This window comes from Comamonas sp. BIGb0124, assembly GCF_003752175.1.
In the GTDB taxonomy this organism is placed as follows: Bacteria; Pseudomonadota; Gammaproteobacteria; order Burkholderiales; family Burkholderiaceae_C; genus Comamonas_F.
On sequence record NZ_RJVF01000015.1, the window covers coordinates 218,897 to 236,112 of the forward strand.

14 protein-coding genes, 1 tRNA gene and 1 pseudogene are annotated in these 17,216 nt (G+C 65.9%); all 16 read right to left on the minus strand.

The features are described 5' to 3' along the window. Positions 1-129: 129 nt before the first annotated feature. Positions 130-759: a TetR/AcrR family transcriptional regulator gene (locus tag EC845_RS20645; RefSeq protein ID WP_123300057.1), complete on the minus strand. Its 630-nt coding sequence runs from the start codon at positions 757-759 to the stop codon at positions 130-132. A gap of 261 nt (positions 760-1,020) precedes the next feature. Next, a tRNA-Pro gene (locus EC845_RS20650) sits at positions 1,021-1,097 on the minus strand. A 414-nt stretch (positions 1,098-1,511) separates the two neighbouring features. Beyond that, positions 1,512-1,796, minus strand: a pseudogene (locus EC845_RS20655) (MerR family transcriptional regulator); the annotation flags it as partial. Positions 1,797-1,914: 118 nt separating this feature from the next. Continuing rightward, positions 1,915-2,256 (minus strand): integration host factor subunit alpha, encoded by a 342-nt coding sequence (locus EC845_RS20660; RefSeq protein WP_123300060.1) that lies wholly within the window; start codon positions 2,254-2,256, stop codon positions 1,915-1,917. Positions 2,257-2,359: 103 nt separating this feature from the next. Further along, entirely contained in the window at positions 2,360-4,807 is a 2,448-nt protein-coding gene (gene pheT, locus EC845_RS20665) for a phenylalanine--tRNA ligase subunit beta (RefSeq protein ID WP_123300061.1), read from the minus strand. A 48-nt stretch (positions 4,808-4,855) separates the two neighbouring features. Then, positions 4,856-5,911 (minus strand): phenylalanine--tRNA ligase subunit alpha, encoded by a 1,056-nt coding sequence (pheS, locus tag EC845_RS20670; RefSeq protein WP_123300064.1) that lies wholly within the window; start codon positions 5,909-5,911, stop codon positions 4,856-4,858. Between the two features lie 123 nt (positions 5,912-6,034). Continuing rightward, a complete protein-coding gene (rplT, locus tag EC845_RS20675) occupies positions 6,035-6,394 on the minus strand; it encodes a 50S ribosomal protein L20 (RefSeq protein ID WP_123300066.1) in 360 nt (119 codons plus the stop codon). A 25-nt stretch (positions 6,395-6,419) separates the two neighbouring features. Then, positions 6,420-6,623 (minus strand): 50S ribosomal protein L35, encoded by a 204-nt coding sequence (rpmI, locus tag EC845_RS20680; RefSeq protein ID WP_123300067.1) that lies wholly within the window; start codon positions 6,621-6,623, stop codon positions 6,420-6,422. 228 nt (positions 6,624-6,851) lie between these two features. Beyond that, on the minus strand, positions 6,852-7,454 hold the full coding sequence (infC, locus tag EC845_RS20685; RefSeq protein ID WP_255416923.1) for a translation initiation factor IF-3: 603 nt from the start codon (positions 7,452-7,454) through the stop codon (positions 6,852-6,854). 87 nt (positions 7,455-7,541) lie between these two features. Beyond that, positions 7,542-9,449 carry a threonine--tRNA ligase gene (gene thrS / locus EC845_RS20690; RefSeq protein WP_123300071.1) on the minus strand — a complete coding sequence of 636 codons (1,908 nt, stop codon included), beginning with the start codon at positions 9,447-9,449 and terminating at the stop codon, positions 7,542-7,544. Between the two features lie 267 nt (positions 9,450-9,716). Then, entirely contained in the window at positions 9,717-10,508 is a 792-nt protein-coding gene (locus EC845_RS20695) for an ABC transporter ATP-binding protein (protein WP_123300073.1), read from the minus strand. A gap of 75 nt (positions 10,509-10,583) precedes the next feature. Further along, complete coding sequence (locus EC845_RS20700; protein WP_199739877.1) at positions 10,584-12,602, minus strand: ATP-binding cassette domain-containing protein; 2,019 nt, start codon at positions 12,600-12,602, stop codon at positions 10,584-10,586. Further along, the gene (locus tag EC845_RS20705; protein WP_123300209.1) at positions 12,599-13,678 is read right to left on the minus strand and encodes a branched-chain amino acid ABC transporter permease; all 1,080 of its coding nucleotides are present in this window, start codon (positions 13,676-13,678) and stop codon (positions 12,599-12,601) included. The genes EC845_RS20700 and EC845_RS20705 overlap by 4 nt, the downstream gene beginning before the upstream one ends. A 113-nt stretch (positions 13,679-13,791) precedes the next feature. Continuing rightward, entirely contained in the window at positions 13,792-14,889 is a 1,098-nt protein-coding gene (locus EC845_RS20710) for an adenosine deaminase (protein ID WP_123300075.1), read from the minus strand. A 193-nt stretch (positions 14,890-15,082) separates the two neighbouring features. Then, positions 15,083-16,243: a BMP family ABC transporter substrate-binding protein gene (locus EC845_RS20715; protein WP_123300077.1), complete on the minus strand. Its 1,161-nt coding sequence runs from the start codon at positions 16,241-16,243 to the stop codon at positions 15,083-15,085. Positions 16,244-16,295: 52 nt separating this feature from the next. Beyond that, positions 16,296-17,216, minus strand: coding sequence for an ABC transporter permease (locus tag EC845_RS20720; protein ID WP_123300079.1), 921 nt, complete (start codon positions 17,214-17,216; stop codon positions 16,296-16,298).

Here is a 17,216-nt window from a genome sequence, read left to right on the forward strand (position 1 = left end):
CCGGCGCCGCCATGCGCCGGCTCCGTGGATACGACACGCGGGGTGTAAGCATGGGGATGTCCGGCGATGCAACGGACCGGGGTGACAAACGCCTCGCCGGCACAAAGGCAAACCGCCTCGGAAGAGCCCCTAGACCGCCACCGGCGGATCGATCATCGAGACATACGTCGCCCACAGGCGGTCGAACAATCGGCGTTTCGCCTCGTCCGTGGTGTCGCCGATCGCGCAGAGCTGGCCAAAGGTGCCCCGCAAGCTGTCCATGAGGATATCGGCCTGCATCGCCTTGTCGGCCGGCTCGGCCCGCCCCCGCCGCTGTTCGATCTCGAGCAGGCGACGGCAGAAAAGATCGCCCAGACTCTTACGCCAACGCACCAGCGCATGCCGAAGCGCCGGTTGCCGCAGCGACTCCACGCTCAGGTAACCGGCGATGCGGATGCTCAGCGGATCGCCGTCGAACATGCGCCAGGCCATCAGGCGCAACGCCTGCAGCGGATCGCCGGGCAGGTCGCACGTGATCATGCGCATGTAATCGTCCAGGCCGCGATCGACGGCCTGGATCAGGAGCTCGTCCTTGCTCGGCCACCGGCGGTAGATCGCCTGCTTGGTCGCCCCCGCCCTGGCCGCCACGGCGTCCATGCGAAAGGCGCTGCCATGCTCGGCGAACTCGCGGATGGCGGCATCGAGGATGTCCCTGTCGATTTCGGCCGAACGCTCGGCCGTGGGATGCCCTGGCAGACGATGGGATGTACTGGCGCTCATGGGTCCGTGATGATGCTCCGGCAGGGATGCCGGCCGTTGGAGACGATGGCCGCGCAGCAAAGGCCCCGCCGAACGAGAGATCCGATGCACTTTCACACGAGCCGTGCTGTGCTGCCGACCCGATCGACTATACACAGTCGGGAACCGAAGACATGACGTGACTGCAGCAACCGTGAAAAGCGGGACACAGTCTGCCGCGCGGACAAAGAAAAACGGCTTACGAAATTGCTTTCGTAAGCCGTTGGTCTACCAGAATAAGTCTGGTCGGCGAGGCGGGATTCGAACTCGCGACCCCTTGCACCCCATGCAAGTGCGCTACCAGGCTGCGCTACACGCCGAACAGAACGCTATTGTAGCGCACTTTTTTGGCTTTTTTGAAATCAGGCATCGGGACCGAGAATTTCCCGGATATCGAGCAATTCGCGCCGCAAGACCTCGACGGACTGCGCAGGCAAATCCTTGACCGCCTGGACCCAGGGATCGTATGCATCGACCGCGCTGCAGTCCCGCAGCGCTTCTGCCGGGTGCGCCGGCTGCAGCGAGCCGTCGGTGGACTCGGCCAGCCCCTGGGCCTCTGCAGCGGACGATGCAGCCGATGCATTCGGCGAAAGCGGCCGGGCCGAGGCTGCGGCGGCGGGTGGCTGCAAACGCACGGTAGGTTGCACGGGAGATTGCCCGTTGGCCTGCGCCCAGAATTCGGCATCGGAGGCGTGCCCCGGATCGACAGGCTCCTGATCCGCACCGTCGTCGTGGCGGCGGCGCAGGCGCTCGGCCTGGGCGAATTCCTGGAGCTTGTTGCGTGCGCCGCTGATCGTGAAGCCCTGGTCGTAGAGCAGATCGCGGATGCGCCGGATCATCAGCACTTCGTGGTGCTGGTAGTAGCGCCGGTTGCCGCGGCGTTTCATGGGCCGCAGTTGGGTGAACTCCTGCTCCCAGTACCTCAGGACATGCGGCTTGACGCCGCACAGCTCCGCCACCTCACCGATGGTGAAGTAACGTTTGGCGGGAATGGAGGGGAGACCGTTCTCCGAGGTCATCGAGTGCGACACGGGCAGGCGAAGGAACAGCAACAAAGCTGTAGATTAACCCAAACGGCGCACATCCTCGTGAAAAACCGCAGCGACCGCACAAGGGACGCACTGCGGTCCACGCGCATCAGGCCGGCGTGTCGGCCGTGTGGGGCACCGATTGCTGGATCTGTTCCTTGAGCTTGAGGCTGGCATGGAAGGTCACCACGCGCCGGGCCTCGATCGGGATCGATTCGCCCGTGCGCGGATTGCGCCCCGGCCGCGCGGCCTTGGTGCGGATCTGAAAGTTTCCGAAACCCGAGATCTTGACGTCTTCGCCGGCCACCAGACGTGTGGTGATCAGGTCGAAGAACGCATCGACCATGTCCTTGGACTCGCGCTTGTTGAGACCGATGCGGTCAAAGAGCAGCTCGGCGAGCTGGGCCTTGGTCAGAGCCGGCGTTTCGAGACTGTCAACAGCGATTTCCATGCATCCCCCCGTCAATAGCTGAATGAATCTTCAGCGAACAACCATTCAAATCGTCGGCGCATGGGCACGCCCGTCGCGGCCCACACGCTGTCCCTCGGCCTTGTCAGGCCCGCAGCTTGACACCCAGCTGGCTCTCGGCCGCCTCGATCACTGCCGCGATCAGCGGCTCGACCTGAGCGTCCGTGAGTGTGGTGTCCTCGCTGGCCAGCGTCAAGCGCACGGCCAGGCTCTTGTGCTCGCTTGCAAGGCCCGTGCCTGCCTCGGCGCCCTTGCCCGCCTGCGGCCGGTAGACGTCGAACAGTTGCACGCCACGCAGCAGCCCGCTGCGCGCGGCGGCGGCCCGGATCACGGACTCGAGCGCACCGAAAGTGACCGACTCGGCGGCCGTGAAGGCGATGTCGCGTTCGACCGCCTGGAAACGCGGCACGGGCTGGGCCACCGGCACCGGACGCTGCAGGGCTGCATCCAACGCGAGTTCGAACAGCACCGGTGCCTGCGGCAGGTCGTACTGCTGGCGCCAGCGCGGATGCAACTCGCCGACGAAACCGATCGCCTGGCCGTCGAGCAGCACACGGGCACAGCGGCCGGGGTGCATGGCGGGATGTTCGGCCGCCTCGAACACCGGGCGCAGCGGAGCCAGCAAGGCCTCGACGTCGCCCTTGCCGTCGTAGAAGTCGGCGCGGCGGTCCTTGTGCGTCCAGCTCAGTCCCTCGGGGTCGCCGTAGATCAGCCCGGCCACACGCATCGGCTGATGGATGCCCTTGACGGTGGTGTCGCTGGTCTCGACCGCGGCATCGCGCAGGAACACGCGGCCGATCTCGAACACACGCACGCGTGCGGCCTTGCGGTCGAGGTTGAACTTGAGCACCTGCAGCAGCGAGCCCAGCAGCGACGAACGCATCACGCTCATCGGGCTGGCAATGGGGTTGAGCAGTCGGATCGGGTCGGCATTGCCGGCCAGTTCACGCTCCCAGCGTTCTTCGACAAAGCTGAAGTTGATGGTCTCCTGGTAGCCCAGCGCGGCCAGGCTGCGGCGCACGGCGAACCGGCTGCGGCCGGACTCGTCCTGGCGGCGCGCGGTGATGGGGGCCAGGGGTGCCGTCGTCGGGAGCTGGTCGTAGCCGATCAGGCGGGCCACTTCCTCGATGAGGTCTTCCTCGATCTGCAGGTCGAAACGATAAGGCGGCGGCACGACTTGCAGCACGCCGTCGGCCACGGCATCGGCCTGCAGTTGCAGGCGCGCGAGCACCTCGACGCACTGCGGCTGGGTCAGCGGCATGCCGATGACCTTGGCCGCACGCGCCACGCGCAACTGCACCGGACGGGCCTCGGGCAGCGCCAGGGTCTGGTCGTCGATCGGACCGACTTCGGTCTCGGGGGTGCCGCAGATGTCGAGCACGAGCTGGCTGATGCGCTCGATGATCTGCACCGTGCGGCTGGGATCGACGCCGCGTTCGAAACGATGGCCGGCATCGGTCGAGAAGTTGAAGCGGCGCGAGCGGCCCTGGATGGCCGACGGCCACCAGAATGCGGCTTCCACATAGATGTGGCGCGTGTCGTCCGAAACGGCCGTGGCGTCGCCGCCCATGATGCCCGCCAGCGACTCGACGTGCGCGGCATCGGCGATCACGCCGACCTTGTCGTCCAGGCTCACGGTGTTGCCGTTGAGCAGCTTGAGCTGTTCGCCCTCGCGGCCCCAGCGCACGGTCAGTCCGCCCTCGATCTTGCCGAGGTCGAAAATGTGCGAGGGTTGGCCGTATTCGAACATCACATAGTTCGAGATGTCGACCAGCGGCGAGACACTGCGCTGGCCACAGCGGGCCAGCCGGTCGACCAGCCAGGCCGGCGATTTCACGCGGGTGTCGACGTTGCGGATCACACGGCCCGAGAAACGGCCGCACAGATCGGCCGCCTCGACCGTCACCGGCAGACGTGCATCGGTGGTCGGGGCCAGCGCGGCATCGGCCGGGGTCTTGAGCGGCGTGCCGGTCAGGGCCGAGAGTTCGCGCGCAATGCCATAGACGCTCAGGCCATGGGCCAGGTTCGGCGTGAGCTTGAGCGTGAGCAGCGTGTCGTCGAGATCGAGCACCGCGCGGATGTCCGCACCGACGGGCGTGTCCAGCGGCAGCTCGAGCAGGCCGGCGGCGTCTTCGTTCACCTTGAGCTCGCGTGCCGAACACAGCATGCCCTGGCTCTCGACGCCGCGCAGCTTGCCCAGCTTGATCTTGAACGGTTTGCCGTCTTCGCCGGGGGGCAGCTCGGCGCCCACCACGGCACACGGCACCTTGATGCCGACACGCGCATTGGGTGCTCCGCACACGATGTTGAGCAGCGCGCCCTGTCCGACGTCGACCTGGCACACGCGCAGGCGGTCGGCATCGGGATGCTGGACGGCTTCCTTGATTTCGCCGACGACCACGCCGGAAAACGGCGGCGCGACGGGCTGGAGTTCTTCGACTTCAAGGCCGCCCATGGTCAGGGTGTTGGCCAGTTCGGCGGTGGTCAGCGCGGGATCGCAGAATGCGCGCAGCCAGGACTCGGGGAATTGCATGATGAGGCTCTGATGTTCGTTCGAAGGGTCGGGACGTCGCGGGCCGGTTTACTGGAACTGGCGCAGGAAACGAATGTCGCCGTCGAAGAACTGGCGCAGGTCGTTGACGCCGTAGCGCAGCATGGTCAGGCGGTCGGGGCCCATGCCGAAGGCAAAGCCGATGTAGCGCTCGGGATCCAGACCCATGTTGCGCACCACGTTGGGGTGCACCTGCCCGGAGCCAGCCACTTCCAGCCAGCGGCCGGCCAACGGGCCGCTCTGGAACTGGATATCGACTTCGGCGCTGGGCTCGGTGAAGGGGAAAAAGCTGGGACGGAAACGCAGCACCAGGTCGTCGCTCTCGAAGAAGGTGCGGCAGAAGTCGGTGAACACGACCTTCAGGTCCTTGAAGCTCACGTTCTCGCCCAGCCACAGGCCTTCGCACTGGTGGAACATCGGCGAATGGGTGGCATCGCTGTCGACACGGTAGGTGCGGCCCGGCGCGATCACGCGAATCTCGGGCATGCTCTGGCCGGCATCGATCAGGGCCTGGTGTTTCTTGACGTGCTGATGGGCGTACCGCACCTGCATGGGGCTGGTGTGCGGCCGCAGGTTGTAAGGCGTGCCGTCCTCGCCCTGCAGATCGACGTAGAACGTGTCCTGCATGGAACGCGCCGGATGATTGGGCGGATTGTTGAGCGAGGTGAAGCTGTGCCAGTCGCTCTCGATTTCAGGGCCGTCGGCGACGTCGAAACCCATGGTGCCGAAGATCTGCTCGATGCGCTCGAGCGTCCGGCTGACCGGATGCAGGCCGCCGCCGGCGCGCACACGGCCGGGCAACGTCACGTCCAGCGACTCGGACTTGAGTTGGATCGCCAGTTCGGCATCGGCAAGGGCCTGCCGGCGCGCACCGAGCGCGGCCTCGATGGCCTGCTTGGCCACGTTGATGGCGGCACCGCGCGATTTTTTCTCGTCCACGCTCAGGGCAGCCATGCCCTTCATCAGTTCGGTGATGCGCCCGGATTTCCCCAGGAACTGGGCCTTGGCGTTTTCCAGGTCGGCCGGGGTGGCCACCGCCGCAAAAGCCTCCTGGGCGCGTTCGACCAGCGTGTCCAACTCATTCATGTTCTGTACTCGGTTCAATGAAAAAAGGGCTAGCGCCATTGCAAGCAGCTAGCCCTTTCCTGTTTTGCGCACACCGCGAGCCGCGCCCTCCGGGGATGGCGCGACAGCGGTGCCACGTGAAAATCAAGCGGCCAGTTTGGCTTTGACTTGTTCCACGATGCCACCAAAAGCGGCCTTGTCGTGCACGGCCAGGTCGGCCAGCATCTTACGGTCGATTTCAATGGAAGCCTTCTTCAGGCCGTTGGCGAACTGGCTGTAGGTCAGGCCCAGTTCACGGGCAGCGGCGTTGATACGGGCAATCCACAGTTGGCGGAAAACGCGCTTCTTGGTACGGCGGTCACGGTAGGCATACTGACCTGCCTTCATCACCGCCTGTTTGGCGATGCGGAAGACATTGCCGCGGCGACCGCGGAAACCCTTGGCCAGAGCCAGGACTTTTTTATGACGAGCGCGGGCTGTTACACCACGTTTGACGCGAGGCATGTGTTTTCTCCTAGTTCGTCGTTAATTACAGGCCAGCGAAAGGCAGCATCTGAGCGATGTGACCCATATTGGTCTCATGCACAGCCACGGCACCACGCAGTTGGCGCTTGTTCTTGGTGGTCTTCTTGGTCAAGATGTGACGTTTGAAGGCTTGACCGCGCTTGACGGTTCCACCCGGACGAACGCGAAAACGCTTTTTCGCGCTGCTCTTGGTCTTCATTTTGGGCATTTAATGCTCCTATTTTTTGTGCTCGCGAGGCGCCGCAGATCCCATCCGCGGACTTGTTGGCCCCGAGTCACTTCTTTTTTGCAGCAGCCTTGCGGCCTCTGCAGGCAGACAGCCTTTCAGCTGCCTGCATCGGCCCCACCTGCTTGACGCCTGCAGGGCCAGATCCATGGAGCCGCCTGTCCGCCACCGGCGGACACACGTCTCGTTTGTTGCACTGGCAGACCGGGTTCAGGCGGTCTGCGGGGCGGCCTGCTCGTTGGCCGGCTTGGCGCTGCCGCCACCCGGCTTGCGGCGGCCAGGTGCGATCATCATGATCATCTGGCGGCCTTCGAGCTTGGGGAACTGCTCGACCACGATGGTATCGGCCAGTTCGTCGCGAATGCGATTGAGCAAGGCCAGACCCAGCTCCTGGTGCGTGATCTCGCGGCCACGGAAACGCAAGGTGATCTTGCATTTGTCGCCTTCTTCAAGAAAACGCCGGATGTTACGCATCTTGATGTTGTAGTCGCCGTCATCGGTGCCAGGGCGGAATTTGATTTCCTTGACTTCGATGACTTTCTGCTTCGACTTGGCTTCGGCGGCTTTTTTCTGTTCCTGGTATTTGAACTTGCCGTAGTCCATCAGACGGCAGACCGGCGGATTGGCCGCTGCCGCGATTTCCACCAGGTCAACGTCCAATTCACCTGCCATGCGCAGAGCTTCAGCCAGCGGAACGACACCCAGGGGTTCGTTTTCCGGGCCGGAGAGGCGCACTTCCGGAGCCATGATTTCCCGGTTCAGACGGTGTTTGCGTTCTTCCCGGTGGCGACGATCACGAAATTCAGTAGCGATGGTTCTGTTCCTCGAAATTTTGCTGCAAAAGGTGCAGCACCCCGCCGATCAGACATACCGACGACAAGCAGAAAAGCCAGGGCTCAATCAGGTCTTGCTGTTGATGCTGGACTGGAGCTTCTCAACGAAAGCTGCCAAAGGCATCACACCGAGGTCTTGATTGCCCCGGGCGCGCACGGCGACGGCTCCGGCCGCCTTTTCCTTGTCGCCCACGACAAGGATGAAGGGCAGCTTTTGCAACGAATGCTCACGTATTTTATACGTAATCTTTTCATTTCGCAGATCGGTCAGTACGCGGACCCCTTGGGACTGCAGCGTTTGAGCAACTTCCTGGACGTAATCGGCCTGTGCATCGGTGATATTGAGCACCGCCACCTGGGTCGGCGCCAGCCAGGTCGGCAAGGCGCCGGCGTGCTGTTCGATCAGGATGCCGATGAAGCGCTCGAGGCTGCCGACGATGGCCCGGTGCAGCATGACCGGGCGGTGGCGGTTGCCGTCCTCGCCCACGTATTCGGCATCCAGGCGCTCGGGCATCGAGAAGTCGACCTGGATGGTGCCGGCCTGCCACTGGCGCCCGATGGCGTCGCGCAGGGTGTACTCGACCTTGGGGCCGTAGAAGGCACCGTCGCCGGGTGCGATCTGGAAATCGCAGCCGGACTTGCGCAGGCTCTCCATGAGGGCGTGCTCGGCCTTGTCCCAGCTCTCGTCCGAGCCGATCCGTTTTTCGGGCCGGGTGGCGACCTTGTAGATGATCTCGGTGAAGCCGAAGTCCGCATACACCTTCTGCAGCAGCGCGGTGAAGTCCTCGCACTCGGGCAGGATCTGCTCTTCGGTGCAGAAGATGTGGCCGTCGTCCTGGGTGAAGGCGCGCACGCGCATGATGCCGTGCAGGCCGCCGGTGGGCTCGTTGCGGTGGCACTGGCCGAACTCGCCGTAGCGCAGCGGCAGGTCGCGGTAGCTCTTGACGCCTTGCTTGAAGATCAGGATGTGGCCGGGGCAGTTCATCGGCTTGAGCGCGTATTCGCGCTTTTCCGATTCGGTGGTGAACATGTTCTCGCGGTACTTGTCCCAGTGGCCGGTCTTTTCCCACAGGGTCTTGTCGAGGATCTGCGGACCCTTGACTTCCTGGTAGCCGTTGTCGCGGTAGACCGCACGCATGTACTGCTCGACGGCCTGCCAGAGCGCCCAGCCCTTGGGGTGCCAGAACACGGTGCCGGGCGAGTGCTCGTCGAGGTGGAACAGATCGAGCTCGCGGCCCAGGCGGCGGTGGTCGCGCTTCTCGGCTTCCTCGATGCGCTTGATATAGGACTCGAGGTCTTTCTTGTCGGCCCAGGCGGTGCCGTAGATGCGCTGCAGCTGTTCGTTCTTGGCGTCGCCGCGCCAGTAGGCGCCCGAAACGCGGGTGAGCTTGAAGTTCTTGAGGAAACGGGTGTTGGGCACGTGAGGGCCACGGCACATGTCCACATATTCCTCGTGGTAATACAGACCCATCTGGGTCTCGTCGGGCATGTCGTCGATCAGGCGCAGCTTGTAGTCCTCGCCGCGGCTCTTGAAGACCTCGATGACGTCGGCACGCGGGGTCATCTTCTTGACGACGTCGTAGTCCTTGGCGATCAGTTCGCGCATGCGGGCCTCGATGGCCGCCATGTCGTCGGGGGTGAAGGGGCGTTCGTACGAGATGTCGTAATAGAAGCCTTCGTCGATCACCGGGCCGATGACCATCTTGGCGGTGGGGTAGAGCTGCTTGACGGCATGCCCGACCAGGTGGGCGCAGGAATGGCGGATGATCTCCACGCCCTCGGCGTCCTTGGGGGTGATGATCTGCAGCTTGGCATCGTGGTCGATGCGGTCGCTGGCGTCGACCAGCCGGCCGTCGACCTTGCCGGCCACGGTGACTTTGGCCAGCCCGGGGCCGATGGAAAGGGCGACATCGGCCACCGAGACGGGACCGGGATACTCACGTTTGGAGTTGTCGGGAAGCGTGATCTGAATCATGGAACAGCAAGCCTGTGGATGGGGTCTGAAAACAAAAAGCGCGGTGGGCGCCGCGCTTGTCTTCGGTGGCCCGGGGGCCGGAGATCAGAAAAAGGCGCGAGCAACCAGCGCAGCTACCGGGGGTAGCGGCCGAATGGGGTGGCCGGGCTCGTTCGCGGTGTCATAACCGGGTTGCCTTTCTCGTCCTTGTGAGGGGTTGCGTAAATACCTCGGGCCAGCGGCCCCAGGCAATGCTGCGCATGATTTTACAACAAGCGCCCCACCCCGTCATGGCCGCACGCCGGCCGAAGCTGCCGGAGAACTGCGGCCCAGATACGTGGCACCCACGCGCGGGTCGCTCGCCACGGCGGCGGCCGGCCCTTGCAGCGAGACCGCGCCGGTCTCGAGCACATAGGCCCAGTCGGCCACACGCAGCGCGGCGCGTGCGTTCTGCTCGACCAGCAGCACCGCCACGCCCAGGGCCTTGAGCCGGGTGACGATGGCGAAGATGTCGCGCACGATCAGCGGCGCCAGTCCCAGACTGGGTTCGTCGAGCATGAGCACGGCCGGCTTGGCCATGAGGGCGCGCCCGATCGCCAGCATCTGCCGCTCGCCGCCCGAAAGCGTCGCCGCGGCCTGGCTGCGGCGCTCGAGCAGGCGGGGGAACAGCGCATAGACGGCATCGAGCTGGTCGCCCGGATTCGCCTCGCCCCGGCGATGCCTGCGGTAGCTGCCCAGCAGCAGGTTGTCCGCCACATTCATGCTGCCGAACAGCTCCCGGCTCTCGGGCACCAGGCACAGGCCGGCCCCCACCCGCTGCTCGATGGGCCAGCGCGAAACATCCTGCCCGGCCAACCAAAGACCGCCCTGCGCCTGGCCATTGGCCGGCAAGGCACCGCCGATGGCGTTGAGCAGGGTCGATTTGCCCGCGCCATTGGGGCCGATCACCGTCACCACCTGGCCCGGCGCGACGTCGAGATCGAGCGGGGACAATGCCGGCACATCGCCATAGCGCACGAACAGGCCGCGCAGCGACAGGATGGGCGGGGCGGTAGCGGCAGGCGAAGAGCGATCGGGCATGGCGGAGGTCAAGGCAGAGAACACGGCAGGTCGGGGTCGCGCGGGCAGACGGGCATGGGGAACGCGGTCGGCTCCTCAGGCCACACGGCTGTCGGTGAAAACGGAATCCGGCGCGGAAACGGGACGCGGTGGCACGGAGGCCGGGACATCGGACCGCACCGCGCCGTCGCTTCCATTCAGCGCATCGTCGTCGGGCTCGTCGCCCAGGTAGGCCCGCCGCACCGCCGGATCGCGTTGGATGGCGGCGGGGTCGCCCTCGGCGATCTTGCGGCCGAACTCCATGACGATCAGTCGGTCGGTCAACTGCATGACGAAATCCATGTCGTGCTCGACGATGAGCACGCCCATGCCTTCATCCCGCAATTGACGCAGCAGCCGGGCCAGCGCTTCTTTCTCTCGATGGCGCAGACCGGCTGCAGGCTCGTCGAGCAGCAGCAAGCGAGGACCCGCGCACAGCGCGCGGGCGATCTCCAGAATGCGTTGCTGACCCAGGGGCAGGCTGCCTGCGGCGTGCCGAGCCACATCGGCCAGGCCGACGCGCGCCAGTTGGCGGCGGGCTTCGGCAAACACCCTTTGTTCTTCTGCGCGGTTGAGCCGCAGCATGCTGCGCAGCATGCCGGCACCCGAGCGCAGGTGTGCACCGAGGGCGACGTTCTCGATCACGCTCATGTCGGCGACCAGCTTGACATGCTGGAAGGTCCGCCCCATGCCCAGGGCCGCCACCTGCCGGGCGCCCTCCCCGGCCAGCGAACGCCCCCGCCACTCGACGCGGCCTTCGCTCAGGGGCAGGACGCCGGAAACGAGGTTGAACATGGTGGACTTGCCGGCGCCGTTGGGGCCGATGAGGCCCACGATTTCGCCGGCATGCAGCTCGAAGCTCATGCCGCCGACCGCCTGCAATCCACCGAAACGTTTACCGGCCTCGCGCACGCGCAGCAGCAGCTCGCCGGTCGCGGTCGCATCCGGGGCCTGGGCCGGCCGGCCTTCGGGCCGTTCGGCGGCGCCCGAAGAAACGCCGGCAGGGTCTGCAGGAAAAGACTGCGGCCCCTGCGGAACAGGCTGGGGCAGCGGCTCGCGCAGGCCCGGCGTGCCGCGAGCATCCGCAGCCCGTGCGCGCTGGGCCATGCCGCGGCGTGCCACGGCCTGTCCGAAACGCTGCACCTGAGGCCACAGGCCTTCGCGCGTGCGCTGCAGCAGGAGCACCAGCAAGGCCCCCAGGACGATGATCTCGTAGTTGCCGTCCGCGCCCAGCAGGCGGGGCAGCCAGCCCTGCAACTGATCCTTGAGCAGCGTGAACACGGCGGCACCGGCCACCGCACCCCACAAATGACCCGCGCCGCCCACCACGGCCATGAACAAGTACTCGATGCCGGCATTGATGCCGAAGGGCGTGGGATTGACTGCGCGCTGCAGGTGCGCATAGAGCCAGCCCGAGACCGACGCCAGCAGCGCCGCCAGCACAAAACACTGGATGCGCAGCGCCAGCGTGTTGACGCCCATGGACTCGGCCATCTGCGCGCCCGTCCGCAGGGCCCGCAAAGCCCGGCCCGGCCGCGACGCCAGCAGGTTGAAGCATGCCAGCAAGGCTGCCACCACCACCAGCCAGATGAGGTAGTACATCTGATGGCCGCTTTGCAGCGCATAGTTTCCCAGCGAAATGGGCGCGATGCCGTTGATGCCGTCGAAACGCCCCAGCACGTCGAGGTTGCCGAAGAGGTAGAACAACGCCAGCCCCCAGGCGATGGTGCCGAGCGGCAGGTAGTGGCCCGACAGCCGCATGGTGATCAGGCCCAGCGCCAGCGAGACGACACCGGTCGATGCCAGCCCGGCCAGCAGGCCCAGCCAGGGCGAGACGCCGTAGGCAGTGCTCAGCCAGGCCGTCGCGTAGGCGCCGATGCCCACGAAGGCGGCCTGACCGAACGAGGTCATGCCGCCCACGCCGGTCAGCAGCACCAGTCCCAGCGCCACCAGCGCGTAAAGCCCGATGTAGTTGGCCAGCGTGATCCAGAACACCGGCACGGGCAGTTGCGGCCAGCAGGCCATGAAGACGGCAAAGGCCAGCAGCCCCAGCGCGGTGCGGCGGGTCCCGGTCATGACTCGTCCTCGTCGTGGCGGCCCTGGCGCGAGCTCGCGATCGAGCGCCACAGCAGCACCGGGATGATCAGCGTGAAGACGATCACTTCCTTGAAGGCACTGGCCCAGAACGACGCAAAGGATTCGATCAGGCCCACCAGCAGCGCACCGCCGACGGCCAGCGGAAAACTGGAGAGCCCGCCGATGATGGCGCCCACGAAGGCCTTGAGTCCGATGAGGAAACCGGTGTCGTAATAGATGGTGGTGAACGGTGCGATCAGCATGCCGCACAGCGCACCGATGGCCGCGGCCAGCAGGAACGCCAGACGCCCGGCCTGCGTGATGGGAATGCCGACGATCTGGGCCCCGCGGCGGTTGACCGCGGTGGCGCGCAGCGCCTTGCCCGAGAGCGTGCGTCCGAAGAACAGGTAAAGGGCCAGCATGATCAGCGCCGTCACGCCCACCACCAGCAGGCTCTGCCACGACACGGCCAGCAGGCCTGCATCGAACGAACCGTCGACCAGGCCGTCGGCGCGGGCGCCCTCGGCGCCGAACATCCAGAGCCCCAGCCCCATCAGGGCAAAGTGGACACCGACCGAAACGATCAGCAGCACCAGCGGCGAACTCGCCGCCAGCGGCTGATAGGCCACCCGGTACAGCAACGGGCCCATGGGCACGACCACGGCGAGGGCGAGCGCCATCTGCACCGGCTGGGCCAGTTGATCGGCCGGATAGCCGGCCTGCGGCAGCGCCCAGAACACGCCGGCCACCGCGGCCGGCCAGCACAGCATGTACCCGGTGGCGCGCAGTACTTCCTGACCCAGCCGCGCACGGCGGTCGGGCGCACGCAGGATGGCGGCCAGCTCCATCAGCCAGGCCAGCAGCGCCAGCCCCAGCAGCAGGTTGATGGAGGCCGGCCAGCGGCCGAGCTGCATCATGGCGAACGTCAGCGCGCCATAGGCCACGAACTCGCCCTGCGGGATGAAGATGACGCGGGTGACGGTGAAGACCACCACGATGGCCAGGGCCAGCAAGGCGTACACGGCGCCGGAGGTCAGACCGTCCTGCGCGAGGATCGCGGCAATCGACAGATCCATCATCAGCAGCCCTCCGGGCATGCTGGGCGGGAAAACGGGACAGGGGCTGCGTCGGTCACGGCGGCAAGGTCAGAAGCGGAGACAGGGTTCGGCATGGGCGGCGGCAGGCCGGTTCAAGGCTGGGCCTGCGCGGCGGACGACTCGGCGAACTGGCGGAAGTAGGTGTCGAGCTGAGCCACGTAGCCCTGCCGGACTTCGGGCTCGACGAAGCTGGCCTCGAAGCTGTTGGCCGCGAGCTGCCACGCCTGCCGTGCATCGAGGCCGGTGGCGGCGAAGGTCTGCACGTAGTTGTCGTTGACGTAACCGCCGAAATAGGCCGGATCGTCGGAGTTGACGGTGACGCACAGCCCGGCATCGAGCAACTGTCCCAGGTTGTGCTGGCCCAGGTCGGGCACCACGCAGAGCTTGAGGTTGGAGAGCGGACACACCGTCAGCGGCACGCGTTCCTTGGCCAGACGGGCCATCAGCGCCGGATCGCGGCTGCTCTGCACCCCGTGGTCGATGCGCTCGACGCGCAGCACGTCCAGCGCGCTCCAGATATAGGCCGGCGGCCCCTCCTCGCCGGCATGGGCGACTAGGCGCAGTCCGCGTTCGCGGGCCCGCAGGAACACCTCCGAGAACTTCTCCGGCGGATGCCCGACTTCGCTGGAGTCGAGCCCGACGCCGATGAAATGGCTGCGATACGGCGTGGCCTCGCGCAGGGTATCGAGCGCGTCGTCTTCGCTGAGGTGGCGCAGGAAACACAGGATGAGGTCGCTGCCCAGGCCCCACTTGGCCTGCGCATCGGCACAGGCCCGCGACAGACCCAGGATCACGGTCTCCATGGCCACGCCGCGCGCGGTATGGGTCTGCGGATCGAAGAAGATCTCCGTCCGCACGACGTTGTCGGCCACGGCGCGCTGCAGGTAGGCCATGGCCATGTCGTAGAAATCCTGCTCGTGGAGCAGCACGCTGGCGCCGGCGTAATAGATGTCGAGAAAACTCTGCAGGTCGGTGAACGCATAGGCCGCGCGCAGCGCTTCGACCGAGTCGTAGGGCAGTTGCACCTTGTTGCGCTGGGCCAGGGCAAAGATCAGCTCGGGCTCGAGCGAACCTTCGATGTGCATGTGCAGCTCGGCCTTGGGCATGCCGCGCAGCAGTTCGGGCAGGCGCTCGGGCGTGATGGCACCGAAATCGATCAGCGGATCCGGCTGGAACGGGGGCTGGGTCATGGGGGCTCCGGTGGGGGGGTGAATGTCGATCGAGGCGCACGGCAGGGGTCGACCTGGCCGGAACGCTCTTTTAGAAGGAGCATGCAGCAGCCCTGACCGGCACATCGCTTCCGGGATTGGACCATAAAAAACCGCCCGAAGGCGGTTCTGTGGAGGCGGCGACCCGGCACGCCGGGCCACTCGGCAAGCCGGCTTACTTGCTGCCGGGCACCTTGCCTTCGACGCCTTGCACGTAGAAGTTCACACCGCGCAGGAAATCGTCGGTGGCGGCTTCACCGGCCTTGACCACTTCCTTGCCGCCGTTGTCGACGATGGGGCCCTTCCAGATCACGAAGGAGCCGTCCTTCAGGCCGGCCTTGGCGGCATCGACCTTGGCCTTGGCTTCGGCAGGCACGTCGCTGGCCAGCGAGACCAGGTCGATCGCGCCTTCCTTGACGCCCCACCAGGTCTGGCCGGTGCTCCAGGTGCCGTCGATCGCATCCTTGGTGGCCTTGATGTAGTAAGGCGCCCAGTTGATGACGGCCGAACCCAGGTGGGCCTTGGGGCCGTAGTTGGTCATGTCCGAATCCCAGCCGAAGCCGCGCTTGCCCATTTTCTCAGCGGTCTGCAGCACGGCCGACGAGTCGGTGTTCTGGAACAGCACATCGGCGCCGCCGTTGATCAGCGCGGTGGCGGCTTCGGTTTCCTTGGGCGGGTTGAACCACTCGTTGACCCATACCACGTTGGTCTTGATCTTGGGATTGGCGACCTGGGCGCCCAGCGTGAAGCTGTTGATGTTGCGGATCACTTCGGGGATCGGCACCGAGGCCACCACGCCCAGCGTACCGGTCTTGGAGGTGTAGCCGGCCACCAGGCCTGCCAGGTAGGCGCCTTCGTAGGTGCGGCTGTCGTAGGTGCGAACGTTGTCGGCGGTCTTGTAGCCGGTGGCGTGTTCGAACTTGACGTCCTTGAAATCGCGGGCGACGTTCTGCACCGGGTCCATGTAACCGAAGGTCGTGCCGAAGATCAGCTTGTTGCCCTGGCTGGCGAGGTCGCGCAGCACGCGCTCGGCGTCGGCCGATTCGGGCACGTTCTCGACAAACGTCGTCTGGATCTTGCTGCCGTACTCGGCTTCGAGCGCCTTGCGACCGTTGTCGTGCGCAAACGTCCAGCCGCCGTCGCCCACCGGGCCGATGTAGGCAAAGGCGATCTTCAGGGGCTCGGCCGAGGCGGCGGCGGGAGCGGCTGCCGGCGCATTCGAGGCGGCCGGCGCGGCCGGCGCCTCGTCCTTCTTGCCGCAGGCTGCGAGTGCCGCCAGGGCCACGGCGGACACCGCGGTCGCCCGCAGCAGGGAACGTTTGTTGAGGTCGGTCATGTCATCTCCTAACGACTGTTGAGAATGGGAAAAAGGGGTGCCGCCGGCGGACTCAGCTGCCGGGATGGAAGGGCTTGCCGAGCGAAGCAGGCATGTTAATGCGTATCCACGTGGGGTTGCGCGACATCAGCGCCAGGACCACGATGGTGGCGAGATAGGGCAGCATGCTGAGCACCTGGGTGGGCACCGACAGGCCCTGCCCCTGCAGCTGGAACTGCAGCATGGTGACGCCGCCGAACAGGTAGGCCCCCAGCAGCACGCGCGCGGGCCGCCAGGTGGCGAAGGTGGTCAGGGCCAGGGCGATCCAGCCCTTGCCGGCTATCATGTTCTCGACCCACAGCGGCGTGTAGATGACCGAGACGTAGGCGCCGGCCAGGCCGCACAGGGCGCCGCCCGCCACCACGGCCAGCAGGCGGATGCGGCGCACGGGATAACCCAGCGCATGGGCGGATTCGGGCGATTCGCCGACCGAACGCAGCACCAGTCCGGCGCGGGTGCGGTAGAGGAACCACACCAGTCCGGCAGCCAGGACCATGGCCAGGTAGACCATCGGATGCTGGCGGAAAATCGCCACGCCCAGCCAGGGGATGTCGGCCAGCAGCGGGATCTCGAAGGCGGTCCGCGGCGGCAGCGTCGCCTGCACATAACCGGTGCCGATGAACGCCGAAAAACCGGCCCCGAACAGGCTGAGCGCCAGCCCCGTGGCGTATTGGTTGGTGCCCAGCCAGATCACCAGCACGCCGAAAGCCGCGGCCAGCACGGCACCGGCAGCCATGCCGGCCACGAAACCGGCCAGGTTGCTGCCGGTATGCACCACCGCAGCGAAACCGGCCAGTGCGGCACACAGCATCATGCCTTCGGCGCCGAGGTTGACCACGCCCGCCTTTTCGTTGATGAGCAAGCCCAGCGAGGCGATCGCCAGGATGGTGCCGCCAGCCAGCGTGGCGGCGACGAGCATTGCACTGCCTTCCAT